Origin of the sequence: Denitrificimonas caeni, from assembly GCF_905120345.1 — a bacterium.
GTDB classification, from domain to species: domain Bacteria; phylum Pseudomonadota; class Gammaproteobacteria; order Pseudomonadales; family Pseudomonadaceae; genus Denitrificimonas; species Denitrificimonas caeni_A.
The window spans coordinates 106,181-131,504 of the sequence record NZ_CAJHOA010000006.1 but is presented as its reverse complement, the minus strand read 5'-3'; the positions used below and the strand labels follow the sequence as shown (position 1 = coordinate 131,504).

Annotated in this window: 27 protein-coding genes and 3 tRNA genes; 18 read left to right on the top strand and 12 right to left on the bottom strand. The window is 47.3% G+C overall.

Going from position 1 to position 25,324, the window contains the following annotated elements; genetic code table 11:
• Positions 1–100 precede the first annotated feature (100 nt).
• The 6 genes from apbC (at position 101) to flgE (ending at position 4,793) form a co-directional block, all read left to right on the top strand.
• A complete protein-coding gene (apbC, locus tag JYJ62_RS12095) occupies positions 101–1,195 on the top strand; it encodes an iron-sulfur cluster carrier protein ApbC (protein WP_205342477.1) in 1,095 nt (364 codons plus the stop codon).
• Positions 1,196–1,261: 66 nt separating this feature from the next.
• Positions 1,262–1,702, top strand: coding sequence for a YtoQ family protein (locus JYJ62_RS12090; RefSeq protein ID WP_205342476.1), 441 nt, complete (start codon positions 1,262–1,264; stop codon positions 1,700–1,702).
• A gap of 209 nt (positions 1,703–1,911) precedes the next feature.
• The gene (gene flgB / locus JYJ62_RS12085; protein ID WP_205342475.1) at positions 1,912–2,319 is read left to right on the top strand and encodes a flagellar basal body rod protein FlgB; all 408 of its coding nucleotides are present in this window, start codon (positions 1,912–1,914) and stop codon (positions 2,317–2,319) included.
• 13 nt (positions 2,320–2,332) lie between these two features.
• The gene (flgC, locus tag JYJ62_RS12080) at positions 2,333–2,782 is read left to right on the top strand and encodes a flagellar basal body rod protein FlgC (RefSeq protein WP_205342474.1); all 450 of its coding nucleotides are present in this window, start codon (positions 2,333–2,335) and stop codon (positions 2,780–2,782) included.
• A 16-nt stretch (positions 2,783–2,798) separates the two neighbouring features.
• Positions 2,799–3,476, top strand: coding sequence for a flagellar hook assembly protein FlgD (gene flgD, locus JYJ62_RS12075; RefSeq protein ID WP_205342473.1), 678 nt, complete (start codon positions 2,799–2,801; stop codon positions 3,474–3,476).
• Positions 3,477–3,521: 45 nt separating this feature from the next.
• Complete coding sequence (gene flgE, locus JYJ62_RS12070; RefSeq protein WP_205342472.1) at positions 3,522–4,793, top strand: flagellar hook protein FlgE; 1,272 nt, start codon at positions 3,522–3,524, stop codon at positions 4,791–4,793.
• 69 nt (positions 4,794–4,862) lie between these two features.
• On the opposite strand, the gene JYJ62_RS12065 is transcribed toward flgE, so the two are convergent.
• The 3 genes from JYJ62_RS12065 to efp all read right to left on the bottom strand — a co-directional run bounded on the left by JYJ62_RS12065 (position 4,863) and on the right by efp (position 7,162).
• A complete protein-coding gene (locus tag JYJ62_RS12065) occupies positions 4,863–5,423 on the bottom strand; it encodes a peptidylprolyl isomerase (RefSeq protein WP_205342471.1) in 561 nt (186 codons plus the stop codon).
• Between the two features lie 176 nt (positions 5,424–5,599).
• Entirely contained in the window at positions 5,600–6,529 is a 930-nt protein-coding gene (gene epmA, locus JYJ62_RS12060; protein ID WP_205342470.1) for an EF-P lysine aminoacylase EpmA, read from the bottom strand.
• A 66-nt stretch (positions 6,530–6,595) separates the two neighbouring features.
• Complete coding sequence (efp, locus tag JYJ62_RS12055; protein ID WP_205342469.1) at positions 6,596–7,162, bottom strand: elongation factor P; 567 nt, start codon at positions 7,160–7,162, stop codon at positions 6,596–6,598.
• Positions 7,163–7,195: 33 nt separating this feature from the next.
• Here efp and epmB point away from each other — a divergent pair, with 33 nt between their 5' ends.
• Both epmB and dbpA read left to right on the top strand, forming a co-directional pair.
• Entirely contained in the window at positions 7,196–8,215 is a 1,020-nt protein-coding gene (gene epmB, locus JYJ62_RS12050) for an EF-P beta-lysylation protein EpmB (RefSeq protein WP_269751420.1), read from the top strand.
• 83 nt (positions 8,216–8,298) lie between these two features.
• Positions 8,299–9,681 (top strand): ATP-dependent RNA helicase DbpA, encoded by a 1,383-nt coding sequence (gene dbpA / locus JYJ62_RS12045; protein ID WP_205342467.1) that lies wholly within the window; start codon positions 8,299–8,301, stop codon positions 9,679–9,681.
• A gap of 36 nt (positions 9,682–9,717) precedes the next feature.
• Here dbpA and JYJ62_RS12040 read toward each other — a convergent pair whose 3' ends face one another.
• Positions 9,718–9,933: a DUF3820 family protein gene (locus tag JYJ62_RS12040; protein ID WP_205342466.1), complete on the bottom strand. Its 216-nt coding sequence runs from the start codon at positions 9,931–9,933 to the stop codon at positions 9,718–9,720.
• Between the two features lie 129 nt (positions 9,934–10,062).
• Between JYJ62_RS12040 and JYJ62_RS12035 the strand changes: the two genes are divergently transcribed.
• Positions 10,063–10,428 carry a glutathione S-transferase N-terminal domain-containing protein gene (locus JYJ62_RS12035; protein WP_205342465.1) on the top strand — a complete coding sequence of 122 codons (366 nt, stop codon included), beginning with the start codon at positions 10,063–10,065 and terminating at the stop codon, positions 10,426–10,428.
• A 219-nt stretch (positions 10,429–10,647) separates the two neighbouring features.
• On the opposite strand, the gene JYJ62_RS12030 is transcribed toward JYJ62_RS12035, so the two are convergent.
• The gene (locus tag JYJ62_RS12030; protein ID WP_205342464.1) at positions 10,648–11,574 is read right to left on the bottom strand and encodes a LysR family transcriptional regulator; all 927 of its coding nucleotides are present in this window, start codon (positions 11,572–11,574) and stop codon (positions 10,648–10,650) included.
• A gap of 98 nt (positions 11,575–11,672) precedes the next feature.
• Here JYJ62_RS12030 and JYJ62_RS12025 point away from each other — a divergent pair, with 98 nt between their 5' ends.
• Positions 11,673–12,449 carry a ferredoxin--NADP reductase gene (locus tag JYJ62_RS12025; protein ID WP_205342463.1) on the top strand — a complete coding sequence of 259 codons (777 nt, stop codon included), beginning with the start codon at positions 11,673–11,675 and terminating at the stop codon, positions 12,447–12,449.
• 95 nt (positions 12,450–12,544) lie between these two features.
• On the opposite strand, the gene JYJ62_RS12020 is transcribed toward JYJ62_RS12025, so the two are convergent.
• The 3 genes from JYJ62_RS12020 to JYJ62_RS12010 form a co-directional block, all read right to left on the bottom strand.
• A complete protein-coding gene (locus JYJ62_RS12020; protein WP_205342462.1) occupies positions 12,545–13,225 on the bottom strand; it encodes a DUF4197 domain-containing protein in 681 nt (226 codons plus the stop codon).
• A gap of 25 nt (positions 13,226–13,250) precedes the next feature.
• Entirely contained in the window at positions 13,251–14,000 is a 750-nt protein-coding gene (nagB, locus tag JYJ62_RS12015; RefSeq protein ID WP_205342461.1) for a glucosamine-6-phosphate deaminase, read from the bottom strand.
• 217 nt (positions 14,001–14,217) lie between these two features.
• Complete coding sequence (locus JYJ62_RS12010; RefSeq protein ID WP_232365779.1) at positions 14,218–15,261, bottom strand: AraC family transcriptional regulator; 1,044 nt, start codon at positions 15,259–15,261, stop codon at positions 14,218–14,220.
• A 178-nt stretch (positions 15,262–15,439) separates the two neighbouring features.
• On the opposite strand from JYJ62_RS12010, the gene JYJ62_RS12005 reads away from it, so the two are divergent.
• The 6 genes from JYJ62_RS12005 (at position 15,440) to JYJ62_RS11980 (ending at position 20,697) form a co-directional block, all read left to right on the top strand.
• Complete coding sequence (locus tag JYJ62_RS12005) at positions 15,440–17,476, top strand: NADPH-dependent 2,4-dienoyl-CoA reductase (RefSeq protein WP_205342460.1); 2,037 nt, start codon at positions 15,440–15,442, stop codon at positions 17,474–17,476.
• A 274-nt stretch (positions 17,477–17,750) separates the two neighbouring features.
• Positions 17,751–18,389, top strand: a complete 639-nt coding sequence (locus JYJ62_RS12000) for a DsbA family protein (protein ID WP_205342459.1) — start codon at positions 17,751–17,753, stop codon at positions 18,387–18,389.
• Positions 18,376–20,160: an ABC transporter ATP-binding protein gene (locus tag JYJ62_RS11995; RefSeq protein WP_205342458.1), complete on the top strand. Its 1,785-nt coding sequence runs from the start codon at positions 18,376–18,378 to the stop codon at positions 20,158–20,160. The genes JYJ62_RS12000 and JYJ62_RS11995 overlap by 14 nt, the downstream gene beginning before the upstream one ends.
• A gap of 103 nt (positions 20,161–20,263) precedes the next feature.
• Positions 20,264–20,339 (top strand) — tRNA-Ala (locus JYJ62_RS11990).
• Positions 20,340–20,396: 57 nt separating this feature from the next.
• A tRNA-Glu gene (locus JYJ62_RS11985) sits at positions 20,397–20,472 on the top strand.
• Positions 20,473–20,621: 149 nt separating this feature from the next.
• Positions 20,622–20,697: transfer RNA gene (locus tag JYJ62_RS11980), tRNA-Glu, on the top strand.
• Positions 20,698–20,801: 104 nt separating this feature from the next.
• On the opposite strand, the gene JYJ62_RS11975 is transcribed toward JYJ62_RS11980, so the two are convergent.
• From JYJ62_RS11975 to flgA, 4 genes are all read right to left on the bottom strand, one after another.
• The gene (locus tag JYJ62_RS11975) at positions 20,802–21,548 is read right to left on the bottom strand and encodes a flagellar brake protein (RefSeq protein ID WP_205342457.1); all 747 of its coding nucleotides are present in this window, start codon (positions 21,546–21,548) and stop codon (positions 20,802–20,804) included.
• A gap of 103 nt (positions 21,549–21,651) precedes the next feature.
• A complete protein-coding gene (locus tag JYJ62_RS11970) occupies positions 21,652–22,119 on the bottom strand; it encodes a flagella synthesis protein FlgN (RefSeq protein WP_205342456.1) in 468 nt (155 codons plus the stop codon).
• 40 nt (positions 22,120–22,159) lie between these two features.
• Positions 22,160–22,492 (bottom strand): flagellar biosynthesis anti-sigma factor FlgM, encoded by a 333-nt coding sequence (gene flgM, locus JYJ62_RS11965; protein ID WP_205342455.1) that lies wholly within the window; start codon positions 22,490–22,492, stop codon positions 22,160–22,162.
• Between the two features lie 163 nt (positions 22,493–22,655).
• Positions 22,656–23,411: a flagellar basal body P-ring formation chaperone FlgA gene (flgA, locus tag JYJ62_RS11960; RefSeq protein WP_205342454.1), complete on the bottom strand. Its 756-nt coding sequence runs from the start codon at positions 23,409–23,411 to the stop codon at positions 22,656–22,658.
• 77 nt (positions 23,412–23,488) lie between these two features.
• Between flgA and JYJ62_RS11955 the strand changes: the two genes are divergently transcribed.
• On the top strand, positions 23,489–24,421 hold the full coding sequence (locus tag JYJ62_RS11955) for a chemotaxis protein CheV (protein ID WP_205342453.1): 933 nt from the start codon (positions 23,489–23,491) through the stop codon (positions 24,419–24,421).
• A 64-nt stretch (positions 24,422–24,485) separates the two neighbouring features.
• Positions 24,486–25,313, top strand: a complete 828-nt coding sequence (locus tag JYJ62_RS11950) for a CheR family methyltransferase (protein WP_205342452.1) — start codon at positions 24,486–24,488, stop codon at positions 25,311–25,313.
• Positions 25,314–25,324 lie beyond the last annotated feature (11 nt).

The window sequence follows — 25,324 nt, the reverse complement described above, 5'->3', positions numbered from 1 at the left end:
CATCCTTTGCGCAGTGCGAGCTTGCCGACGATTAAGGTCTTAGCGCTCAGATTAGGCTAGAATGTCTATCAATTAGTTTATTCTTGCAGTGGAGAACGTCATGAGTGCAGTAACCCGTGCCGCGGTTGAAGAAACCTTAAGCCGCCTGATTGATCCCAATTTAAATGCTGACCCGGTGAGCGCAGGTTGTGTGCGCTCCATTGATATTCAAGGTGATCGCGTTAGTGTGCAGCTTGAGTTGGGTTATCCAGCTGATTTATTTAAAAGCGGCTGGGCACAAATGTTGCAAATGAGCCTAGAACAGATACCCGGCGTAGCTCACGCTGAAGTAAAAATTGACACCGTCATTCAGGCCTACCAAGGGCAAATGGACGTGCCAACTTTGGCTGGAGTTAAAAATGTAATTGCCGTTGCTTCTGGCAAGGGCGGTGTCGGCAAATCAACCACTGCGGTAAATTTGGCTTTAGCCTTGGCTCGTGAAGGCGCGCGTGTCGGTATTTTAGATGCGGATATTTATGGCCCCAGCCAAGGCATTATGCTGGGCGTGGCCAGTGGCACTCAGCCTAAAATACGTGATGAAAAGTTTTTTATACCGATTCAAGCACATGGTATATCAGTGATGTCGATGGCTTTTCTGACCACAGATACGACGCCGATGGTGTGGCGTGGCCCGATGGCCTCTGGCGCTTTATTGCAGATGATCACCCAAACCGCTTGGGATAATCTCGATTACTTAGTGGTTGATATGCCGCCAGGCACCGGTGATATTCAATTGACCTTGGCACAGAAAGTGCCAGTCGCAGGTGCAGTGATTGTTACCACACCGCAAGATATTGCCCTGTTGGATGCGCGCAAAGGGATTGAGATGTTCCGCAAAGTGAATATCCCAATTCTAGGTGTTGTGGAAAATATGGCCGTGCATATTTGTTCAAATTGCGGCCATGCAGAGCACCTATTTGGTGAGGGTGGCGGTGAGCGTTTGGCGCAAAGCTATAATGCTGAATTATTGGCGTCTTTACCTTTGTCGATGGCCATTCGTTTGCAATGTGATGATGGTAAGCCGACCACGAGTGCTGATCCAGAAAGCCAGATTGCAATGATTTACCAGCAATTGGCACGTACTGTCGGTGCCCGTATCAGTGCGCTCAATCAGAAAAAATCAGCCATGCCGTCGATTGAAATCAGTGACGATTAATGGTTTAAAGTTGCACAGCCAAGGCGTGTTGCGATACACGCTTTGGTCTTGTTAAAGGAGAGTAAAATGAGTTTTACCGTGTATCTTTCTGGAGAAATCCATAGCGCATGGCGCGAAGAAATTCGCCAGGGTGCAGAGACGTTAGGTTTAGATATCATCTTTACTTCGGCGGTAACTGAGCATGAGGCCAGTGATGCCGCTGGTGATCACTTAGGTGCGCAAGAACAGAGCTTTTGGCGTGATCATCAATCGGCTAAAGTGAATGCTATTCGTACTAAAACCTTGATTGAAAGCAGTGATTTAGTCGTGGTGCGCTTTGGTGATAAATACAAACAGTGGAATGCCGCTTTTGATGCCGGCTACTGTGCAGCGCTGGGTAAACCTTATGTGACCTTGCATGCTGAAGATATTATTCATCCGCTAAAAGAAGTGGATGCTGCCGCAATGGCGTGGGCGACAACACCCACACAAGTGGTAGAAATTCTGCGTTATACCACGCAAGCCTAGTCTAGTTTATTTTCTTAAATACCAGGCGGTGAGTCGTTGCCGCCTGTTCTTTGCCCTATTCTGGGCGCGCTAAAGCGGCAATAATACGCCGGTCAGTCAGATAATTGACAACTCAGTATTATCTAACCTTATGATTTATAACGAATTTCTATCTTGGCATAAGTATTGCTTTGTAATAGGCAAGATTAATCACAAGTAGGTGTTGCGTTATGAGCATCAATTTCAGTAAAGCCCTTGGTCTCCATGAGCAAGCACTCGGCTTTCGTGCCCAGCGCGCTGAAGTGCTGGCCAACAATATCGCCAATGCTGATACGCCACACTATAAAGCACGTGATTTGGATTTCGCCAGCGTGCTGTCGGCACAAGCCGATCAGCAGGCACACAAGCAGCCTTTGATGCAGAGAACCAACAGTCAACATTTTGACGTTGAGCCGTTGTCGTTAGCTGATCCTGCTTTACGTTTTCGTAATCCTCATCATGCGTCGATTGACCAAAACAGCGTTGATTTGCAGGTTGAGCAATCGACCTATGCAGAAAATGCGGTGCAATTTCAAGCCAGCTTTACGCTGTTGAATAATAAATTCAAAGGGTTGATGACAGCCCTGCGCGGCGACTAAGGAGTAGCTAATTATGTCTCTTTCTAGCGTTTTTCACATTGCCGGTAGCGGGATGAGCGCACAAAGTACGCGCTTAAATACCATCTCCAGTAATATTGCCAATGCTGAAACCGTCTCTTCCAGTGTGGATCAAACCTATCGCGCTCGACATCCTGTATTTGCCACGGTTTTTCAAGATAATTTAAACGGTGGTCAGGGTCAGGGCTCCCTGTTTGCTGATCAAGATCAGGCCGGCCAAGGTGTGCAGGTGATGGGCATTATTGAAGACCAAAGTGCTCTGATGCCGCGCTACGAACCTGATCATCCATCGGCGAATGCTGATGGCTATGTTTTTTATCCGAATGTAAACGTCGTCGAGGAAATGGCTGACATGATTTCCGCCAGTCGAGCGTTTCAAACCAACGTTGAAATGATGAATACGGCCAAGCAGATGATGCAGCGCGTACTCACATTGGGACAGTAAGCCCGAGGAGTCAGCAATGAGTGCAGCAGGCGTCAGCGCAGCCGGTGCCGTGATGGATCAATACCAACACGCAACCAAGGCCGGCGGCAAAGAAGAATTAGGCAAAAATGAGTTTTTGGAATTGCTGGTAGCACAGCTCAACAACCAGAACCCATTAGAACCGCAAAATAACGGTGACTTTATTGCTCAGTTGGCGCAATTCAGTACCGTAGAAGGGGTTGAAAAACTCAATAGCAGCATGCAAACCATTTTGTCCGGTTATCAGTCATCGCAAGCGCTGCAGGCCTCATCTTTAGTGGGACGCAAGGTCATCATCCCTAGCGAAAAGGCGGTGGTGGATACCTCGGAAACCTTTAAGGCCAGCATGGTTCTGCCGCAAAGCAGCAGCAATGTCTACGTTAACGTTTACAGTGCTGATGGCAGCTTAGCCACGCGGATTAACATGGGCGCGCAAGAGACTGGTAATGTCAGCTTTATGTGGGATGGCAAAAACAGTGACGGTGAAACGATGCCGCCGGGTACCTATAAATTTGAAGCGCAAGCCAGCATTGATGGGGAAATCAAGGGCCTGTATACCTTGCTGCCAGCCAACGTTGACAGTGTGACCTTAGGGCATGGTAACGGTGAGTTGCTATTGAATTTAGCCGGACTGGGCTCTGTGCCTTTGTCCCAAGTACAGATTATTGGTCAGTAAATTTAGCAATTTGCCCACGGTCGGATGACCGGCAAGGAGAAGAATATGTCATTTAATATCGGCCTCAGTGGCTTACGCGCCGCTTCGAAAGATCTTAATGTTACCGGTAATAATATTGCTAACGCAGGCACTGCAGGTTTTAAACAGTCGCGAGCTGAATTTGCTGATGTTTACGCTGCATCAATGTTAGGTACCGGTAAAAACCAGCAAGGCAGTGGCGTGTTATTGTCTAATGTGTCGCAACAATTTAATCAGGGCAATATTAACTACACGCAAAATGCTCTGGATTTAGCCATTAACGGTAATGGTTTTTTCCAGGTCAGTAACAACGGTGCGCTCAGTTATACGCGTGCTGGCTATTTTGGCACTGATAATCAAGGTTTTATTGTTGATAATTTTGGCAACAATCTGCAGGGTTATACTCTTGATAATAATGGTGAACTAGCAGGCGGTAAAATCAATAATTTGCAGATTAAAACCACCAGTCAAGAGCCCAAGCCCACTAGTAGTGTGCAACAGTCATTTAATCTAAATTCGACGAATGATGTGCCGCTCAATACACCGTTTGACGCTACTGATCCAAAAAGCTATAACTCATCAACCTCCACCAATATTTACGATACCCAGGGTAATGCTCACGTACTGACCCAGTATTTTGTAAAAACAAGTGCTAATAACTGGGATATGAACGTTTTAATTGACGGCGTAAACCCCGATACAATGGTTGCTAATTCGCCCATGGTAAGTCAGTTGGTGTTTGATAGTGCGGGTAAGCTGCAAACGGGTAGTACAGTGAATTTAGATAACTGGCAACCGATTGCTTTAACGGGCAGCAACCCACCGGTGCCTGCTGCTAATGGTGCCGTAGTTAACCCAGGCGGTCTGACATTAGATATGAGCAATGCCTCGCAGTTTGCTAATTCGTTTGCGGTCAATGCTGTTTCTCAAGATGGCTACACTACGGGTGAGTTAGCCGGTATCGAAATTGATGACAGCGGCAAGATTTTTGCACGTTACACCAATGGCCAATCTAAGGTGCAAGGTCAAGTGGTCTTGGCTGACTTTGCTAACGTACAAGGATTAATACCCGTAGGTAAAACTCAGTGGGTACAATCGTTAGCCTCGGGTGAGCCGGTACGTAACCCCGGTGGCACCGGTACCTTAGGCGCGATTCAAGCAGGGGCCTTAGAAGACTCTAACGTAGAGTTATCTGATCAGCTGGTTAACTTGATTGTGGCGCAGCGTAACTACCAAGCCAATGCGAAAACCATTGAAACGGAAAGTGCGATTACACAGACCATTATTAACTTGCGTTAATCACACTGAGCTTTTGCAAGCATAAAAAAAAGCGCGCTATGGATAGCGCGCTTTTTTGTGTTAAATCGTTTATTTATCGACACGCTTAATGGCATTGATAACAATTGGATCGGTAGGCACATTTTGATGCATACCGTAGGTGCTGGTTTTAACTTGCGCGATTTGATCAACAACATCCATACCACGGACCACTTTAGCAAATACCGCATAGCCAAAGTCACGGCCACTATGGTTTAAAAAGTCATTGTCAGCATGGTTAATAAAAAACTGCATGGTGGCAGAATCAGGTGCTTGGGTACGCGCCATCGCCACAGTGCCACGGTTATTTTTTAAACCATTATCCGCTTCGTTTTTAATCGCAGGCTTGGTTGCTTTTTGCTGCATAAAACTATCAAAACCACCGCCTTGCAGCATAAAGCCTGGAATCACCCGGTGAAAAATAGTGCCGTCATAACGCTCAGCATCAACATAATCAAGAAAGTTAGTGACTGTGATGGGGGCTTTTTCTGCTTCCAGCTCCAGTTCGATTTCGCCAAAACTGGTGTTGAGTACAACGTGGGGATTATCAGCAGCAAGAGTATGACTTGCCATAAACAACATGCAGCTGGTCAGTAGTAGTTTCTTAAGCATAGGATTCTCACTTTATCGATTTTAAAAAAAGCCTGTCGCGCACGATTAAGCGTACTGGCTGATCAAAGGTATAATGTCGCACGGTAGTTAACTCAGGAGCAGTTTAGCATGGGGTATTTGTGCAATATATGCCATCTTTCAAGCATGTTGAGATCAGTCAAGATTGGTCTTTGTAATTAAGCGCGTTGCCAATCGAAACTCAATACTTGGGCAATATTTTGTGCATCAAGAAGGTGCAGTAAAACGCGATCCAAACCCAGTGCAACGCCTGCACAGTCGGGTAAGCCGTGTTCTAGCGCAGCGATTAAGTGGGCATCGTGAGGGCGTTCAGTGCCTTGCAGTTCATGCTGGAAGCGTTGTAACTGTTGCTCGGCATTGGTGAGTTCTTGATAGCCATTCGCTAATTCCATGCCGTTAAAAAATACTTCAAAGCGTTGCGCGATCAGGACGCCTTGCTCATTGTTGGCTAGTTTTGCGAGCGCTGCTTGTGACGCGGGGAACTGATCAATAAATACTAAGGCATTGTGCGGTAACGCCGGCTCAACCTGATGGCTCATAATTACATCCAACCAACCATCACGATCCAGCTCTAAATCAGCATTGGCCAGTTGTTGGCCGCGCTGTGCAATAGCGTCATCGCTACAGTGGTGCACATCCAGTTGTGCGTACTGCTGCAGTGCTTGAGCGTAGGTTAGATGTAAACAGGGTAACTCGCTAAAGCGTGCAGCCAGTAATAGTTGCAGTAATTCAGCCACTTCGTCCATCAATTGCCGATGAGTCCAGCCGACGCGATACCACTCCAGCATAGTGAACTCTGGATTATGACGTTTGCCTGCTTCGCCTTCGCGGAATACTTTGCAGATTTGATAGATATCACCATAACCCGCACACAGTAGGCGTTTCATCGCGTATTCAGGTGAGGTATGCAGCCAGCGCTGTCCTGCTTGTATCGGTATGATATTAGGGTCGGCAACCGGTGCTTGTGATAGTAGTGGTGTTTCGACTTCCAGTACGGAGCGCGCATGGAAATACTCACGAATATGGCGGTATAACTGTTGACGTGCCACTAACGCTGAGCGCGGTGCGCTGGGTAACCAGGTGCTCATAGCTGAGATTTATCCTGTAATAAATAAGGGAGCAGCATGCTCCCTCAATACGCTAGCGTAAAAAACTTATGCGCGACTGATATATTCACCGCTGCGAGTGTCGATTTTCAGTTTCTCGCCTTCGATAATAAATAAAGGCACACGTACCACTGCACCGGTGGTGAGGGTAGCTGGTTTGGTGCCGCCTTGTGCGGTATCACCCTTTAAGCCTGGATCAGTTTCCAGCACCTCCAGCTCAACAAAGTTGGGCGCTGATACTGAAACCACCGCGTCATTATACAGAGTGACGATATAGACCACCTGTTCTTTAAGCCATTTAATGGTGTCGCCTAAGGCTTCACGGCTGGCGCCCAGTTGTTCGAATGAACCGTCGGTGGCCATAAAGTACCAAAACTCATCATCGCTGTATAAATACTCCATATCCCGATCAACGATATCAGCGCTTTCTAAGCTTTCGCCAGACTTAAAGGTACGTTCCCATACCCGTTGTGTGCGGATGCTGCGTAATTTTACGCGGCTAAATGCTTGGCCTTTGCCGGGCTTAACAAACTCGATATCAATCATGATACAGGGTTCGTTATCCACCAAGACGCGCAGTCCTGGCTTGAATTCGTTGCTAGAATAGTTTGCCATAATGCAATCCTGTCGTGTTTAAGGTCCTGTGAAATGTCTAGTGTAGCGCAAACCAAAAAGTTTTTTCCCCGCCGGGACTGGGGGGAGGTATTGGCTCAGTCCCTGCGTAGTTCTGATGAGCTGCTGGCAGCGTTAGAATTACAGTCGGCAGATTTCCCTAATGGGTTGAGCCTCGCCAAGCAATTTCCGCTGCTGGTACCGCGCCCTTTTGTTGAGCGAATGACTAAAGGTGACCCGCATGATCCGTTGCTATTGCAGGTGTTACCGTTGGCGGCTGAAGATCAGTTGCATCGAGGCTTTACTGCTGACCCGTTGGGAGAGCAAAGCGCCAATGTGGCAACTGGGGTGATTCATAAATACCATGGTCGTGTGCTGTTATTGGCTGCCAGTGGTTGCGCGGTGAATTGTCGTTACTGTTTTCGTCGACACTTTCCCTATAACGAGAATCGCTTAAATCATGCACAGTGGCAGTCCGCGTTAGATTATATTGCTCAGGACACAAGCATTAGCGAGGTGATCCTCAGTGGCGGTGACCCGCTGATGCTGCAAGATGAACGCTTAGCGGATTTAGTGGACAGCATTGCCAATATTGCGCACGTACAACGATTGCGCGTGCATTCACGTTTACCGGTGGTGATTGCCGAGCGCTTAACTGATCAATTGACTGATATTCTGACTCGCACGCGTTTGCGCAGTAGCTTGGTGTTGCATGTCAATCATCCGCGCGAACTGACGCCTCTACACGCCGAGCGCTTAGCGAAAATGCGCCAAGCAGGGGTGACTTTACTCAATCAAACAGTATTGCTCAAAGGCGTCAACGATAACCTAGAAGTGCTGATTGAACTGAGTGAGCAGCTGTTTAATCATCACCTGTTGCCGTATTACCTGCATGTTTTAGATCGAGTACAAGGCGCGCAGCATTTTGATGTGTCGAGTCGTGCCGCCTATGCGCTGTATCAGCAGATGTTAACTAGGCTACCGGGTTATTTAGTGCCGAAATTGGTTCGGGAGGAAGCAGGGCAGCCACATAAAACGCCTTTGCATGTTTTTTAAAAGTTCTTACTCGACAAATCCACCGCAATTGGGGCTCAGCTTGCTACACTGCACATTGCATTTATTAAGGTTAGAAGATTTTTGTGAGTACACCAACTGATTTTGCCAGCTTGCCGTTACCGGCGGCACTGTTAACTAATTTAGCTGATCTTGGCTACAGCAGCATGACCGAGATTCAAGCACAAAGCTTGCCGGTTATTCTCAAAGGCATGGATGTGATTGCCCAAGCCAAAACCGGTAGCGGTAAAACCGCAGCCTTTGGTATCGGTTTATTATCGCCGCTTAATCCGCGTTATTTTGGTTGCCAAGCCTTAGTACTGTGTCCAACCCGTGAGTTGGCTGATCAAGTCGCGAAAGAAATTCGTCGCTTAGCCCGTGCTGAGGGCAATATTAAAGTATTGACCTTGTGCGGTGGTGTGCCATTTGGCCCACAAGTTGGCTCGCTGGAGCATGGTGTGCATATCGTTGTTGGTACGCCGGGTCGTATTTTAGAGCATGCGCGCAAAGGTACGTTGGACTTATCCGGACTGAATACTCTGGTGCTGGATGAAGCTGACCGCATGTTGGATATGGGCTTTTATGACAGCATTGCTGACATTATTGAGTTCACTCCAAAGCGTCGTCAGACTTTATTGTTTTCGGCAACTTTTCCTGATGGTATTCAGCAGCTGGCGGCGAATTTTTTACGTCAGCCGCAGCATATTAAAGCGGATATTGAGCATGCTGAACATCAGATTGAGCAACATTTCTACGAAATTATGCCGGAGCAGCGTCAAGCCGCAGTCGAGCGGATTCTGCGTCATTATCGCCCAGAAGCGTGCGTGGCGTTTTGCTTTACTAAACAGCAAACTCAAGAGTTGGCGGATTATCTTAACAGCCAGAAAATCTCAGCTTTAGCCTTGCATGGTGATTTAGAGCAACGCGATCGTGATCAGGTCTTAGCGTTGTTCAGCAACCGCAGTTGCAGCGTGCTAGTCGCTACTGATGTGGCTGCGCGTGGTTTGGATATTGACGCTTTGCCGATGGTGATTAACGTTGAGCTGGCACGTGATGCTGAAATTCATACGCACCGCATTGGTCGTACGGGTCGTGCTGGCGCTAAGGGTATCGCGATCAGCTTAGTCGGGCCTAAAGAAGGTATGCGAGCGAATGCCATTGAAGAGTTGCTGAAAAAGCCGCTCAATTGGCATGCGTTGAATGGTCTGAAAGAGTCTGATGGTCAGTCATTATTACCGGCGATGGCAACCTTATGTATTTCTGCTGGCCGTAAAGATAAATTGCGTCCGGGCGATATTCTCGGTGCATTGACTGGGATTGGCGGTTTGACGGGCGCACAAGTGGGTAAGATTGCGATCTTTGATCATCAAGCCTATGTTGCTGTCGAACGCTTATTGGCACGACAAACGCAGCAGCGTTTAGAGGAAGGTAAGATCAAAGGGCGTAGCTTAAAAATACGCGTCCTTTAATCCGCTAGGAAGGCTGGCGCTCTGTTTGAGTGCTGGCTAGCTTTGCTGGCGCAGAGGTGTCAGTAAATCGCTGAGACCGTTATGGTCGATCTCGTGCATCAGCTCAAGCAGTCGTCCTAGATCACTTTTGGGAAAGCCTTCACGGGCAAACCAATTGAGGTATTGGCCGGGAAGGTCGGCAATCAGTCGACCTTGGTATTTGCCAAAGGGCATTTGCGTGGTAACGAGGCGTTGTAGGTCTTTAGCTTGCATGGGTTTCACTGTAGGACGGTGGCTAGGCTTGCTATAGTCGCAAATATTGCTGTGCAGCGCATGCTGGCAAAGCGTTCGATGAACATTCGGTAAGTCTAGCACTTACCTTTATTGTTGAAGAGAGTTGAAATGATTGTAAAAGGTTTGCGTAATGGCTTAGGCCAATTGATTATTTTTGCAGATTGGCTGACCCGACCAAAACCGCTGCAGCGTACTGCCGAGAAACAAGCGGAAGTGGATGCAGCAACGGCAAAATTGGCTTTGTATCAGTTTAAGGCCTGTCCGTTTTGTGTAAAAGTACGCCGTGGTATGCATGCTTTAAACCTGAAGATTGAGTTGCGCGATGCGAAGAATAATCAGCAGTTTCGTCAAGAGCTAATGGAGCAGGGCGGCCGAGTTAAAGTACCGTGCTTGCGTATCGAAGAGGCTGGTGAAGTGCGTTGGATGTATGAATCCAATGATATTATTGCCTATCTGAAAGAACGTTTTGCATAGATGCTAGGGTTCATCGTGCTTCGGCACTAGGTGTTAGTCTGTCGATGAGCTCGTCGCCAGAGTTCAACTCTGGCGCGCGTCCGGATTACGCCAAGAAGGGGCATTGAGCGAAGAGCGTCACTAACACGGTGCGGCATGCTCGCTGCTTTTGATATGTGCCGAGCACAGGTAGTGACTGGTAGCCCATCAAATAATTGCAACTATTCTTAATAAGAGTTATTAAAGAATAGTTTCTAGATTGATCTGATCACTGCGCTGAATGTTTTCCGTCAGCGTACGGCATAAGGTTAAAAACGTGCTCATCGCATCGGTTTGATATTTATGCTTATGCCAAATAAAAGTGAACTGGCGAGACAGGTTGAGCTCTGGCGTTTCAATGGCCACTAAGCTGCCGCGTTTGAAGGCATCACGCAGTGCCAGGCGCGAAATACAGCCGATTCCTAAGCCTGATTCGACCGCGCGCTTAATCCCTTCTGTATGCTCGAGCTCTAAGCGAATATGCGGCGTGTGCTGACGTTGCAGAAAAGCTTGCTCAAAGGCCAAGCGCGTTCCCGAGCCTTGCTCGCGAACAATCCAAGCTTCATTGACCAGCTCCTTTAAACTGGCATGCCCTTGCTGTGCCAACGGGTGTTGCGGTGCGCAAAAAACGACCAATTCATCGGCAATCCAAGGTTCCGCAACAATATTACTGTCTTGGTAATAACCCTCGATTAAGCCTAGGTCGAGTTGATAACTGGCGATTTGCTGGACAATTTGCGCAGTGTTATGCACATGTAAGCGCACTTTGCAGCTCGGATGCTGCTGCATAAAATGGCCAATCAAAAGCGTGGCTAAATAATTACCAATGGTCATGGTGGCGCCCACCGATAAGGAGCCGAAGCCATGATTGCCCGTTAGTAAGCCTTCTAGTGCTTGCGCTTGTTCTAGCAGCGCCTGCGTACGAGGTAACAGCTGCAGGCCTAAGGCATTGATTATTAAGCGTTTTCCGGCGCGGTCGAATAACAGGCAATCATAGCTGCGTTCAAGTTCTTTTAATGCAGTACTGGCGGCTGATTGTGACATCGCCAGCTCTTCTGCAGCTTTGGAGACGCTTTGATTCTGGGCGATCGAGGTAAATACTTGCAATTGGCGTAGAGTAAATCGCATATCTATATTCCTGATATGATTTATACATATTATCAATTTAACAGATTAAGCTTTTAAACTTACACTCTAAATAATCTTTTCTTACGTTGGAGCGTGTTATGAGCAATTTGAATGTTGAGCAGGTGTTAAGCGTTCATCACTGGAATGACACTTTATTCAGTTTTAAAACCACCCGTGATCCTGCTTTACGTTTTGAAAACGGACAGTTTGTGATGATTGGTCTTGAAGTTGAAGGTCGTCCTTTGATGCGTGCCTATTCAATTGCCAGCCCCAACTATGAAGATCATTTGGAGTTTTTTAGCATTATAGTGCCCGATGGCCCGCTCACTTCGCGACTGCAGCACTTAAAAGCTGGTGATAGCTTAAAAATTAGTAAAAAACCTACCGGAACATTATTGCTCAGCGATTTGCGGCCCGGTAAAAACCTGTATCTACTCAGCACTGGTACTGGCTTAGCGCCTTTTATCAGTGTGATCCAAGATCCAGAAACCTATGAACGTTTTGAAAAAGTAATTTTGGTGCACGGTGTGCGCTATGTCAGTGAAGTAGCCTACAGTGATTTTATTACTGAAAATTTACCGCAGAACGAATACTTTGGTGAGCAGTTACGCGATAAGTTGATTTATTATCCTACAGTGACCCGTGAACCGTTTCGCAACCAGGGACGTATTACCGAATTGATGCGTAGTGGTAAGTTGTTTGCTGATATTGGCTTACCACCGATTAATCCTGAGCATGACCGTGTCATGATCTGTGGGGGTCCAGCGATGCTAGATGACACCAGTAAAATGCTTGATGAGTTTGGTTTAAAGGTGTCACCGCGTTTAGGTACGGCGGCTGATTATGTGATTGAACGAGCGTTTGTTGAGAAATAACGACGAGACGGACTCTAGGTTATACTTGCCCTGATTAAAAACACCGCCTTCTGCTGGGGCGGTGTTTTTGTTTTTACATCACAGCAAGATGATATTTAGCGCAGTACACCAAAAACTTTTTTCGCGATATCCGTTGCAGCTTGTGCTGGGTTTTGGCGGATAGAGGCTTCTTGTTCAGCAATAATGGTAAATAGACCGTCCAGAGCTTGTTCAGTGACATAGTTCTCGATAGAGGCATCTTTAGCATCAATCACGCCATAGCTCGCTGCTTGTCCGGCAAAGTTATTGTATTGCTGTGTCAATCCGGAAGATTGCGTGACGCGCTGGATCATCGGTAAGAAGTGATTGCGCAATTGCTCACGACTGCTGCGATCAAGATAGGCGGTAGCTGAGTTATTTGGACCCTGTAAAATGCCTTTAGCATCGTTGATGGTCATTTTTTTAACCGCATCCAACAACAGTTCTTGAGCGTGTGGCATCGCGGCTTCTGCAGCACGATTCATACTGTCTTCTAGCGCCGTTACTTGCTTGCTTTTGCCAAGCATTTTCATGGCGCGAGCGGCTTTGCCAAGGTTACCTGGCAGTTCGATGCGCACCTCTGGGTTGTTACTAAAGCCACCGGGTTGACCCAGTTGTTGTACCGCAACGCGTGCGCTTTGCTCGAGCATGGCTTTCATGCCATCGCCGGCTTGATTTTGGCTTAATTCGTTTAACGATAAAGCACAGGCTTGAGCGGCAAACAGCAGCCCAATACATCCAGCAAAGTAGGCACGCATAGTTTTTTCCTCAGTCAATAAGCGCTTATACCGCGCTTTTAAAGGCCTGCTCGGGAAGCAGTGCTGCCGCTTCACGATCCAGCACAATCGTTAAGTTGTGATGTTGTTTCAGTGCTGAGGCCGGTAGCGCCTCATCAATGTTGCTGTTAAATAATTGCGCCATGATGTCCGTTTTATTGCGACCGGTGGCCACTAAAATAATCTCTTTGGCACGCAGAATATCTTGGATACCCATCGTAATAGCATGTGTTGGCACTTCGCTTTTTTCAGTAAAGAAGCGACCATTATCAATTCGAGTTTGCTCAGACAGTTCTACCACATGAGTGCGGCTGGCAAAACAGGTATGTGGCTCATTAAAGCCAATATGACCGTTAGAGCCAATACCCAATAGTTGTAAGTCCAGTCCACCCATGTTTTCAATGGCATGCGAGTAGGCTTGACAAGCGGTTTCGATATTACTGGCTAAGCCGTCCGGCAAATGAACGTTTTGTGCCGGTATCTTGAGTTGATTAAATAAGTGTTGATACATGTAGTAATTATAACTTTGTGGATGCTGTGCATTTAAACCAATGTACTCATCCAAGTTAAAGGTAATCAGTTGCGACACGTCAATAGGCATCTGCTGCAGAGCGCTTAACAACTGAGCATATACCGGTTCCATGGTGCTGCCCGTGGCCAATCCCATCACAGCAGCAGGTACTGCTTTTATTTTTTCTAGAAGACGCTGTGCGGTGTAAAGGGAAACCTCGTCTACTGTCTCGAAAATTTTATACATAATTAAAGATCATCAAATAGGGAATAAATGAGTACACCCTGTACTCAGCTATGAATTATAACGGTGTAAGCCTTGCTGTATATAGTGTGAGCTGATGAATAATGTGTATCAAGAGAAATAATATCATTTAATAGGTCATTAGTAGGTATAGAGGATGCTTGCTTATCCTTTGTTATACAGTTCGAATTGTATGACAGTTATCGTACCAATATGTTCTTTACCGTTGTAATACTGCTCTACGAAACTCACCGGGCGTTTGTTGCGCCCAACGTTTAAACGCACGTTGAAAGGCCTCTGGTGAGGAAAAGCCCAGCAACCAAGAAATCTCACCAAAGGTGAGATCAGTATCACGAATATAACTGCTGGCCAGATCAAAACGTGTTTGATTCACTAACTGACGAAATTGTGTGCCGTGCTCAGCCAGTTTGCGTCGCAGTGTCCACGTCGGCATATGTAGTTTTTGCGCGATCTGTTCAATAGAAGGTTCACCATTTTTCAATAATGGCGCGATCAGTTGGCTGACTTGTTCGATTAAGCTGTAGGTCCGTGTTTTTAATGCCAATTGTTCCTCACATAGCTGCAGTAGCGCATACCAAGTACTGGGGCAATGCTCTGGGTTGCTCAATGCGAGGCTGTTTTGACTTAAGCGGATGCGATTATGTTTGGCGTTAAACTCGATTGGGCACTGTAAGTAGTTGGCAAAAGCAGCGGCGTAGCTGGGTTCGGGGAACTCGATTTGCAGCAGTTCTATTTCAATCTCACGCTGACAGACTTGGCTCAATTGACTGATCCAACCCAGTAATACCGACTCTACGACAAAACAGTTATAGGCGTTGTAGGGCGCGATTGAATAGAAGCTAAACCATGCACCTTGATGATCTTCCTGAAACTGGCTGGCACCCCGATAGTTTTGCGCGTACAACAGCTCAAAGCGACTGATACAGCGCGCTGCGGCGCGTACTGTCGGCGCTTGTGCTGCGGTTACTCCAGCTAAGCCTAAATGCGATAGTAAAAGCTGCTGTCCAATCGCTAGACCTAACGCAGGGTTGCCGGTGAGTTGGATCGCCGCATGTCCTAAGCGCATATAGCGCGGAATAGATAGCCGTGTATGGGGTTGTGCGAGTCGCTCAGGATTAAGTTCAAAGCGCTCAAACAGGTCTGCAACATTATATCCATGCTGTTCTATGGCTGCGGCGATGCTATGTACAAAGCCAACAGATAAATCACCTAAACGCATATTTGCTAATGCTACCTTTCTCATTACGCGATACCTTGATACCCAGTCAGTGTTTATTATAGTCATTATTCTGTTTATTAGGGTCATTGAGAAGCGAGGGCGGTCTGTCTATTGTGTTAGCTAATAATTGACTGATGACTGCGCTTTCTGTGCGTTAGAAAAAATCAGCATTCTGTGTTTGTACCTGTTTTGGAGAGTCTTGATGTCAAATCCACATTACCCACATTTGCTGGCACCGTTGGACCTTGGTTTTACCACGCTAAAAAATCGTGTGTTGATGGGCTCGATGCACACCGGCCTTGAAGAGCGTCCTAATGGTTTTGAGCGTATGGCTGCGTACTTTGCGGAGCGTGCGCGCGGCGGTGTTGGCTTGATGGTGACCGGTGGTATCGGTCCGAACGAGGAAGGCAGTGTGTATGCTGGTGCGGCTAAATTGAGCACGCCTGAAGAAGCTGAGAAGCATAAAGTGGTTACGCAAGCCGTGCACGATGCTGGCAGTAAAATTTGTATGCAAATCTTGCATGCAGGTCGTTATGCCTTTAGCCCAAAATCGGTGGGTCCCAGTGCTATTCAAGCGCCGATTAACCCGTTTAAACCTATTGAATTGGATGAGGAGGGCATTGAAAAACAAATTAAAGATTTTGTGAACTGTGCCGTACTGGCGCAATCGGCGAACTATGATGGCGTCGAAATCATGGGGTCTGAAGGGTATTTCATTAACCAGTTTCTGGCTGAACACACCAACCAGCGTACTGACCGCTGGGGTGGTAGTTACGAAAACCGCATGCGTTTAGCAGTGGACATTGTCCGTCGTGTACGTGAAGCGGTTGGCGCAAATTTTATTATTATTTACCGTCTGTCAATGCTCGATTTGATTGAAAAGGGTAGCAGTTGGGAAGAAATTGTGCTGCTAGCCAAAGCCATTGAAGCGGCTGGCGCAAGTATTATTAATACCGGTATCGGTTGGCATGAGGCACGGATTCCGACCATTGCCACTAAAGTTCCGCGGGGAGCGTTTACCAAAGTAACAGCTAAATTGCGTGGCGAGGTCTCGATTCCGTTAGTGGCGACCAATCGAATTAATACTCCAGAAGTGGCTGAGCGTGCTTTGGCAGAGAATGACGCCGATATGATTTCTATGGCGCGCCCATTCCTAGCTGATCCTGAGTTTGTTAATAAAGCGGCGGCTGGTAAAGCGGATGAAATCAATACCTGCATAGGTTGTAACCAAGCCTGTTTAGATCACACCTTCAGCGGTAAATTGACCTCGTGTTTAGTTAATCCTCGAGCCTGTCATGAAACTGAACTGAACTATATTGCCACCACTAGAGTAAAAAAGATTGCTGTGGTGGGTGCTGGTCCTGCAGGTTTGGCAGCGGCAACCGTGGCCGCAGAGCGTGGGCATGCGGTGACTTTGTTTGATTCGGCCAGTGAGATTGGCGGGCAGTTTAATGTTGCTAAGCTGATTCCGGGTAAAGAAGAGTTTTATGAAACGTTGCGTTACTTTGACCATAAGCTGCAGTCGACCCAAGTCAAGGTGCAGCTCAATAAACGCGTTACAGCTAAAGAATTATTAGCCGAGGGTTTTGATGACGTGATCTTGGCGACTGGAATTGTGCCGCGTGTGCCGGATATTCCAGGTATCAAGCACCCGAAAGTGTTGAGTTATTTGGATGCGATTTTAGGACGCAAGCCGGTCGGTAAAACCGTTGCGGTGATTGGTGCTGGCGGTATTGGTTTTGATGTTTCCGAGTTGATAACCCACAGTGGTGAGTCGAGTAGCTTAGACCGTGAGGCGTTCTGGAAGGAGTGGGGCATTGATCTAGGTTTAGAGGCGCGTGGTGGTATTGAAGGGGTACAACCACAGCTTGAGGCGGCTGCTCGCCACGTGTATTTGCTGCAGCGTAAAAAGAGCAAAGTAGGCGCTGGCTTAGGTAAAACTACCGGCTGGATTCATCGTGCAGGTTTGAAAAGTAAGCACGTAGAGATGCTGGCTGCAGTTGAGTATCTCGGTGTCGATGATGCGGGTTTACATGTCAGTATAGACGGTGGTGAGCCACAGGTTTTAGCAGTCGATAATGTGATTCTTTGCGCAGGGCAAACGCCGTTACGTGAATTGCAAGCTGAGTTGGAAGCTGCTGGTGTAGCTGTGCATTTAGTCGGTGGTGCTGATGTCGCTGCTGAGTTGGATGCGAAGCGCGCCATCGATCAAGGTTCGCGGGTAGCTGCTGCCGTGTGAACTGAATAGTTAGAGCTAAAACAGCGTTGTCGGCGAAAGCTTGCAGCGCTGTTTTTGTTTTAAGTGCTCTGAACTTAGACGGGTGATAAAGTTTTAATTGTCTAGGCTGGTAAAAAAGTCTGGTTTAAAACCTTAAACGCTAGGCTGAATCGGGTAAACTCTGGCCCCTAAACAAGGACGAGCCGTTCGTAGGCGCGAACGGTTCGTCAGCCGGTTCGTGTGCAATGCGCTTGCTTAACGTTTGCCATGTACCACACAGTAGTCGGAGAAAGCGATGTATAGCACGCAGCTGATTTATATTGTTGATCCTATGTGCTCGTGGTGTTGGGGCTTTAATCCAGTACTGCAACAGGTGCTTAAGCAAGCCCAGGCAGCAGGGGTTAAGGTCACTTTGCGCGTGGGTGGTTTGCGTACAGGACAACAAGCTGTGCTAGATGACAGCAAGCGCGCTTATATTTTGCAGCATTGGCGCGCAGTGGCAGACAGTACAGGGCAGCCATTTGATTTTGCTAAAGCGTTGCCCAGTGGTTTTCTTTATAACACTGAACCCGCCTGTCGAGCGTTAGTGGTTGCTCGTCAACTGGATGAAGCACGAATGTTTAACTTGCTCGATAAGCTGCAGCAGGCTTTCTACCAAGATGCTGAAGATATTACCCAGCCTCAGGTGTTGCGAGAGTTGGCGGTGGCGGCAGGTTACCCTAGCGAAGCTTTTTGTGATGCCTTCGATGCCGCCGATACGCAGGCAGCCACCCAAGCTGATTTTACTTGGGTACGTCATTTAGCGGTCAGCGGCTTTCCGACGTTACTGGCCCAGCATCAGCAGCAGTACGCTCTAATTACCAATGGTTATCAGCCTTATACGGTGCTTGAACCTCTTCTAAGTCGTTGGATCTCAATTAATGCAAGTACCTGATCAAATCAGCTGGCCAGACATTCGTCGCTTGGCTGTGCAGCATAAACGCAGTTTGATTCTGGCTAATATTCTCGCCGTATTAGCAACTCTATGCAGTGTGCCTATCCCTTTATTACTGCCGCTATTGGTGGACGAGGTGTTGCTCGGACAGAGTGGGAAAGCATTACAGTTTATGGATCGCTGGTTGCCCAGTGACTGGCAGCAAGCGGTGGGCTATATTGGTTTTATGCTGGCTTTGACGTTTGTCCTGCGCTTTAGCTCGCTCTTGTTTAACGTTGGTCAGAGTAAGATGTTTACCCATCTATCCAAAGATGTGGTGTATCAGATTCGGATGCGCTTGCTGGCGCGGCTGAAACGTATTTCTCTGCGCGAATATGAAAGTTTAGGCAGTGGTACGGTGACCACGCATCTGGTCACCGACTTAGACACCTTGGATAAGTTTATTGGTGAAACTCTAAGTCGTCTCTTAGTTTCGATGCTGACCTTGCTTGGAACTGCTTCGGTACTGCTGTGGATGAATTGGCAATTGGCACTGTTGATTTTATTACTTAACCCCATTGTGGTGTACTTTACGATCAAGCTTGGTAAGCGTGTTAAACACTTAAAAAAGCTTGAAAATGACAGTACTGCGGTGTTTACCCAAACCTTGAATGAAACCTTAGATGCTATTCAAGAGGTACGAGCGGGAAATCATCAAGGTTATTTTTTTCAACGACTGTTGGATCGTGCAAAAAATGTGCGTGATCGTGCGATCAATTCACAGTGGAAAACTGATATTTCCACACGCGCTAGTGGCCTGTTGTTCCAATACGGTATTGATATTTTTCGCGCGATAGCGATGCTGACCGTGTTGTTTTCTGATTTATCGATCGGGCAAATGTTGGCGGTATTCAGTTACCTGTGGTTTATGATTGGGCCTATCGAGCAGTTACTTAACTTGCAATATGCCTTCTATGCTGCAGATGGTGCAATGGTGCGGATTAATCAGCTGCTTGAGCGCCAAGATGAAGTGGATTACCCCGCTAATAAAAATCCTTTTGCTGGGCATAAAACGGTACCGATTAGCGTTGAGAGGCTACAGTTTGCTTACGCTGAAGAGCAGGTTCTGGATCATTTAAGTTTTAATATTGCTGCTGGCGAAAAGGTAGCGATTGTTGGCGCCAGTGGTGGTGGTAAAAGCACTTTGGTGCAGTTGCTGTTAGGTCTCTATAGTGCTCAGTCGGGGCAGATCCGTTATGGCGATGCCAGCTTACAAGAAACAGGCTTAGCCTGTGTGCGCGAGCATGTTGCAGTTGTCCTGCAAGCACCGGCATTGTTTAATGATAGCTTGCGCGCCAACTTATGTATGGGGCGTGAGCGCAGTGATGAGGCGTGCTGGCAGGCCTTGGCGATTGCTCAGTTGGCAGATACTGTGCGTGCCTTACCGAAAGGCCTGGATAGCATTATAGGGCAAGCTGGGGTGCGCTTGTCAGGTGGACAGCGTCAGCGTTTAGCCATCGCGCGAATGGTGCTGAGCGATCCGACGGTGGTCATTTTAGATGAAGCGACATCGGCTTTAGATAGCGCTACTGAGTTTGCTGTGCACCAAGCCTTGAGTCAGTTTCTAGAGGGGCGTACCACGCTGATTATTGCGCACCGTTTAAGCGCAGTAAAGCAGGCTGATCGAGTTTTGGTGCTGGCTAACGGTCGTGTAGCTGAAGATGGTACTCATCAACAGCTTATTGCTCAAGAAGGCTTGTATGCCCAGCTGTATGGGCGTTTGCAGTGTTAGTTTTGCAGTCGTGAAAATGCTGAGTTTTAAATTAAACACAAAGTTATAAAATTAAGTTGACTTGGGAAAGCTTTAAGCCTATTCTACGCCCCGTCCACGAAATGGGGCTATAGCTCAGCTGGGAGAGCGCTTGCATGGCATGCAAGAGGTCGACGGTTCGATCCCGTCTAGCTCCACCACTTCTCAATCATATGAAAAGTGGCATAACATGAATGTGTTATGTTTTAGAAGGTTTTGTCCCCTTCGTCTAGTGGCCTAGGACACCGCCCTTTCACGGCGGTAACAGGGGTTCGAGTCCCCTAGGGGACGCCAATATTTAAAAATTATAGTTTATTTAAACTCCTGCTGATAGATATAAGTTGTTAGCAAAAAGGGTAATATAGTAAGCTATCTGAACGCTTAAAGCGTTTAGTTAAGTTATTCACTAGTAAACATTTTAATATGTTTATTTAGAAGGATTTGTCCCCTTCGTCTAGTGGCCTAGGACACCGCCCTTTCACGGCGGTAACAGGGGTTCGAGTCCCCTAGGGGACGCCATATTTAAAGATTAAGTCTTTAAAACAAAAAAACCAGCCTAGTGTTGGTTTTTTTGTTTCTGTGATTTATCGCGGCTAGTAATATTATTTTGTGTAAAACGCGCCTTAAAATAGCGCGTCATCACTGCGGCGAGCTTCACGCTGTAATTGGTAGACGAAACGCTCGATAATGCGTTGGCTGGCGCCGTTCAGAGCATGAAACTTAAAACCTGCCAATGTTGAGTTGCTTTCTTCATCGCTGGATAAATGGCGCAACTCAGCGCTTAAGGTGATATTGCCACCCGGTAAGAGTATAGAAAAAGTTTCGTAGAGTTGGCCGGGTTGTAGCGGAGTGATGGCTGATTTTATATATACTTTGCAACCGGTAGCGGAGATATCCAGCAGGCGGCCGCTTATAGGGTTAATCAGTTTTGCGCTATTAATGTACACTTCCAAGGATTGCTCGGGTAACGTGTCAGCGCGGTAAGCGTCGCGTCGTTGATGATAAATGATCTCTGCTGGCAGGGTGAGCCAGTAGCAGGGCGCTTTATCAAGCGTATCGGCAAGCGCTGGTTGGCTGTGCGACCAAGTAATGCAGACGCCATCTCGGCGCGTCATAACTTTAAAAGCTTCACCGTTGAGTAAGTGTCGCTCGCCAGTATTGGGGATCAGTTCATCAAAAGCGACACGGTTGTTTTCGCGGTCGACCTCAACAATGTAGCTCTGGTACACCTGTTGGCGATCATTGAATTGTATTTCTAGAGGGTCACGGTTCTGCATAAGAGCGCGAAGATGGCCGGTAATCTCTATGGGTGAGGTGAGAAGCTGAGGCGGCAGTGCAGCCGTGTCGTCAGAGCGTAAGTCAGAGGCCATCCGTATTTCCCTTCCCTTATCTGTCTTTTTATCTGTGTGGTGTCATTGGATGGGGCGCAGTATAGCAGTAATTTTTAACCTGCTTTGCTTGATTGCTGACTGTTTAAGCTTGGCTAAAAGGACGCTGTTTGCTGCTGTTGGTGGCGCTGCCGGTTTTGTCATACAGCGAAGGGGTGTCTGTGCCTCGAATAATATTAAGCATGCTATTAACGCTGGTTTGATTGCTACGAATTAAGCGGCCATTGCGAAGGTTAGCTTGTTGGCATTGATCAAGCAGTGCGTTGAGTTGTGCGCTGCTGTCTAACAGTTGTGGGCCAATGGCTGAATGAGCAGCAAGCGCTGTTAGGCCTTGCTGGTCGGCGCTTAAATTGTTTTGGCGTAGTAATTGACTACGTTCGTGGCTGTGCTGTTGCAAAGCCAGTAAAGCAGGTTGTTTTTGCGTCAGCAGCTCTTGCAGCGCGCTTAGATCGCGCTCGCTTAATGCGCTAAACTCGTGTTCGAGGAGAGTCAGTAGCTGCTGTGCTGTCTCAATATCCTTTAGCAAAAGTTCAAGTAGGCGCTGATCAGACATGGTGGCTTTTATCTACTGTTATAAATGGGATTGCTGAGCGTTACAGCTGAGCTTCTAAATCAAGTAGTTTGCTGGCAACCCGCTCACTATCAACTTGGTAGCTACCGTTGGCGATAGCTTGTTTCAGTTGTGCGACTTTTTCAGAGTCCACGCTAGGCGTATTGCTCATCTTTTCAGAGAGACCCTGTAACTGGCGTGCATCTTTGCTCAGTTGCACTGACTCGCCTGAGGCTGGAGCTTTAGTTGTTTGCTCAAGGCTGCTGTTTTTAGCAGTGTCTTGTGCATGTGTTTGTGCAGGGCTATGTTTTAAGCCTTGAGCCGCTGGCTTATTCAGTCCTGCCGTGTTGTGTGGGCGATTAAATTCGATAGCCATATGGATAAACCTCAAATACTGTATTGGAACACTTGCTAAGTAATCGGCCGTTATTTGAGAAACTTTAGCGCCTAATTTTATAGACGAAAGTAACTGCCGTTGCTCTAGGCTATTTGAGACTGAGAGTCAGTTTTAAGTGGTTGTTACTTTACTGCAGACGGTTTTACATTGCCACCTCGACTTGACCGGGTGCGGTAACGCGAGCATGTACAATGCGCTTTGAGCGGGTATTGCGTACGCGAATTTGCTGGCCAATAGCACCTTCTTCTAAGGCGGTGCCAGGCATGCGTACAAACATGGAACTACCCTGAGCGCTGATAACCACTTCGTCGCCTTTATTGATCGCTGCTGCGGCTTTTAAATAGTTGGCTGAAACAACCTGATTAGGCTGCATGGGGCGTGTGGTTTTTTGCCCGATAACATTTTCAAGATTAAGTATATAGCCTTGTCTTAGGCTGCTAACATCACGTTCAGAGAGCTGTACATCAGCGGCTTGAACGACGCTGTTACGAGGCAGCGAGCGTAAAGCGATAGCGACTTCTCGATATAAATTAACATGCCCAGGTACGAAAATCGTCCAAGGTGCATTGCTGTCACAACGCACACGAATCGTTACTCTTCCAACCGGTTGTGCTGGGCTTTCTAGGCTGGCTTGTAGAGGAATTGAGCAAGCGGGCAAACGTAGGCGAGGGTCCAGACGGCCAATGGTTACGCTATGGCGGCCAGTGATTGTATTGTCCGCTAGATATTGACTGGTTATTTCCTCAAGAAAAGCCTGACTGGTGCCGATAATTTGTTGTTGGGTGCTTTCTGCGCTGATGCACAGCGCGGGTGTGATGAGTAGACATAGCAGAATAGCTTGGAGAAAAAGCTGTTGAAGTTTGGCTATGCGCCAAGAAAATGCCGTATATAAGTTCATAAGAAGACTAAAGCAATAAATATGCCGTATTTTAGTTTTTATCGTGCAACAGTGTAAGAAATGTTAGGAGCCTAAGTATGGCCAGTGTATTGGATTCAGTAAACCAGCGAACCCAGTTGGTCGGGGAAAACCGTTTAGAGTTGCTGTTGTTTAGGCTTAATGGTCCACAGCTATACGGTATTAACGTGTTTAAGGTGCGTGAGGTTTTGCAGTGTCCCAAGCTCACAGTCATACCCAAATCTGACCCTGTTGTGCGGGGTGTGGCCAGTATTCGTGGCCGGACTATATCAGTGATGGATCTTGCCTTAGCGACGAGTCGTAAAGCCTTAGAGAAAGCGGGCGAGGGCTTCGTGATTATCACTGAGTACAATATGCGCGAGCAGGGTTTTTTAGTCAGTGCCGTTGAGCGTATCGTTAATCTTAATTGGGAGGCTATTCATCCGCCACCAAAGGGGACAGGCCGCGACCACTATTTGACTGCAGTGACGCACCTCGATGGTCAGATGGTTGAGGTGATTGATGTTGAAAAAGTTCTTGCTGAAGTCTCGCCCACCTCTGAGGTTATTTCCACTGAAACGCTGACTGAGCAAGTACGTATCAGTGCACTGAGCAAAAAAATACTAATTGTTGATGATTCGACCGTTGCCCGTAAGCAAGTGCTGCGCTGCTTGCAAGCGGTTGGTGTTGAGGTGATTGCACTTAATGATGGCCGTGCGGCGTATGAGTATTTGCAAGAGATGTTGGCAGCCGGAAGAAGCCCTGCAGAAGAGTTACTAATGATGATCTCTGATATTGAAATGCCAGAGATGGATGGCTACACCCTCACTGCTGAAGTGCGTAATGATCCACGTCTGAAGGATTTACATATTTTGCTGCATACTTCGTTGTCTGGAGTGTTCAATAAGGCAATGGTCAAGAAAGTCGGTGCGGATGATTTTTTAGCTAAGTTTCGCCCAGATGATCTGGTTGATCGTGTTGTTGAGCGCATAAAAATCGCTGATGCACTATAGTTGCGCGATACTTTTGTGCGTATGTATAAATACTTCTAAAGCTCTATTTTAAAAGGCGGTGAATGTGTCGGTCTCGCAAGCTGAGTTTAATGTTTTCAGACAGTTCCTTGAAGAGAAGTCAGGCATCGTCTTAGGTGATAATAAGCAGTACTTAGTCATCAGTCGCTTAAAAAAGCTGCAGCAAGAGCAAGGTGTTAAATCACTGACCGAGTTGATGCTGCGGATTCAGGCGCAGCCGCGTGGTCTCTTACAAGAGCAGGTTGTGGATGCCATGACCACCAATGAAACCCTATGGTTTAGAGATGCCTACCCGTTTACAGTCCTGAAAAACAAAGTGTTGCCTGAATTGTTGAAAAAACACCCTAACCAGCGTTTGCGTATATGGTCAGCTGCTTGTTCTTCAGGACAAGAACCTTATTCGTTATCGATGACGATTGATGAGTATGAGCGTAGCAACTTAGGTCAACTGCGTGCGGGGGTGCAAATTGTTGCGACAGACCTGTCGCCAACGATGCTGCAGGCTTGTAAAGAGGGTGAGTATGATGGCTTGGCAATGGCCAGAGGTTTATCAGATGAGCGCTTGCAGCGTTACTTTGATAAGACGGTAAAGGGCCGTTGGGCCATTAAAGCGGCGATTAAAAGTCGTGTTGAGTTTCGCTCATTAAACTTATTAGACAGCTATGTCATGCTGGGTAAGTTTGATGTGGTTTTTTGCCGAAATGTGTTAATTTATTTTTCCGCAGAAGCCAAAAAAGATATTTTGACGCGTATCCATGCCACCCTAAAACCTGGAGGCTATTTGTTTTTAGGCGCCTCTGAAGCCCTGAATAACTTACCTGAACTGTATTGCATGGTGCAGTGCAGTCCAGGCATCATTTACCAAGCACTCTAATACCAAAACGG

Excerpts from the sequence above, each read along its gene's own strand:
- apbC (WP_205342477.1), top strand. The coding sequence starts at position 101 with ATGAGTGCAGTAACCCGTGCCGCGGTTGAAGAAACCTTAAGCCGCCTG.
- JYJ62_RS12090 (WP_205342476.1), top strand. The coding sequence starts at position 1,262 with ATGAGTTTTACCGTGTATCTTTCTGGAGAAATCCATAGCGCATGGCGC.
- flgB (WP_205342475.1), top strand. The coding sequence starts at position 1,912 with ATGAGCATCAATTTCAGTAAAGCCCTTGGTCTCCATGAGCAAGCACTC.
- flgC (WP_205342474.1), top strand. The coding sequence starts at position 2,333 with ATGTCTCTTTCTAGCGTTTTTCACATTGCCGGTAGCGGGATGAGCGCA.
- flgD (WP_205342473.1), top strand. The coding sequence starts at position 2,799 with ATGAGTGCAGCAGGCGTCAGCGCAGCCGGTGCCGTGATGGATCAATAC.
- flgE (WP_205342472.1), top strand. The coding sequence starts at position 3,522 with ATGTCATTTAATATCGGCCTCAGTGGCTTACGCGCCGCTTCGAAAGAT.
- JYJ62_RS12065 (WP_205342471.1), bottom strand. The coding sequence starts at position 5,423 with ATGCTTAAGAAACTACTACTGACCAGCTGCATGTTGTTTATGGCAAGT.
- epmA (WP_205342470.1), bottom strand. The coding sequence starts at position 6,529 with ATGAGCACCTGGTTACCCAGCGCACCGCGCTCAGCGTTAGTGGCACGT.
- efp (WP_205342469.1), bottom strand. The coding sequence starts at position 7,162 with ATGGCAAACTATTCTAGCAACGAATTCAAGCCAGGACTGCGCGTCTTG.
- epmB (WP_269751420.1), top strand. The coding sequence starts at position 7,196 with ATGTCTAGTGTAGCGCAAACCAAAAAGTTTTTTCCCCGCCGGGACTGG.
- JYJ62_RS12040 (WP_205342466.1), bottom strand. The coding sequence starts at position 9,933 with ATGCAAGCTAAAGACCTACAACGCCTCGTTACCACGCAAATGCCCTTT.
- JYJ62_RS12035 (WP_205342465.1), top strand. The coding sequence starts at position 10,063 with ATGATTGTAAAAGGTTTGCGTAATGGCTTAGGCCAATTGATTATTTTT.
- JYJ62_RS12030 (WP_205342464.1), bottom strand. The coding sequence starts at position 11,574 with ATGCGATTTACTCTACGCCAATTGCAAGTATTTACCTCGATCGCCCAG.
- JYJ62_RS12025 (WP_205342463.1), top strand. The coding sequence starts at position 11,673 with ATGAGCAATTTGAATGTTGAGCAGGTGTTAAGCGTTCATCACTGGAAT.
- JYJ62_RS12020 (WP_205342462.1), bottom strand. The coding sequence starts at position 13,225 with ATGCGTGCCTACTTTGCTGGATGTATTGGGCTGCTGTTTGCCGCTCAA.
- nagB (WP_205342461.1), bottom strand. The coding sequence starts at position 14,000 with ATGTATAAAATTTTCGAGACAGTAGACGAGGTTTCCCTTTACACCGCA.
- JYJ62_RS12010 (WP_232365779.1), bottom strand. The coding sequence starts at position 15,261 with ATGAGAAAGGTAGCATTAGCAAATATGCGTTTAGGTGATTTATCTGTT.
- JYJ62_RS12005 (WP_205342460.1), top strand. The coding sequence starts at position 15,440 with ATGTCAAATCCACATTACCCACATTTGCTGGCACCGTTGGACCTTGGT.
- JYJ62_RS12000 (WP_205342459.1), top strand. The coding sequence starts at position 17,751 with ATGTATAGCACGCAGCTGATTTATATTGTTGATCCTATGTGCTCGTGG.
- JYJ62_RS11995 (WP_205342458.1), top strand. The coding sequence starts at position 18,376 with ATGCAAGTACCTGATCAAATCAGCTGGCCAGACATTCGTCGCTTGGCT.
- JYJ62_RS11975 (WP_205342457.1), bottom strand. The coding sequence starts at position 21,548 with ATGGCCTCTGACTTACGCTCTGACGACACGGCTGCACTGCCGCCTCAG.
- JYJ62_RS11970 (WP_205342456.1), bottom strand. The coding sequence starts at position 22,119 with ATGTCTGATCAGCGCCTACTTGAACTTTTGCTAAAGGATATTGAGACA.
- flgM (WP_205342455.1), bottom strand. The coding sequence starts at position 22,492 with ATGGCTATCGAATTTAATCGCCCACACAACACGGCAGGACTGAATAAG.
- flgA (WP_205342454.1), bottom strand. The coding sequence starts at position 23,411 with ATGAACTTATATACGGCATTTTCTTGGCGCATAGCCAAACTTCAACAG.
- JYJ62_RS11955 (WP_205342453.1), top strand. The coding sequence starts at position 23,489 with ATGGCCAGTGTATTGGATTCAGTAAACCAGCGAACCCAGTTGGTCGGG.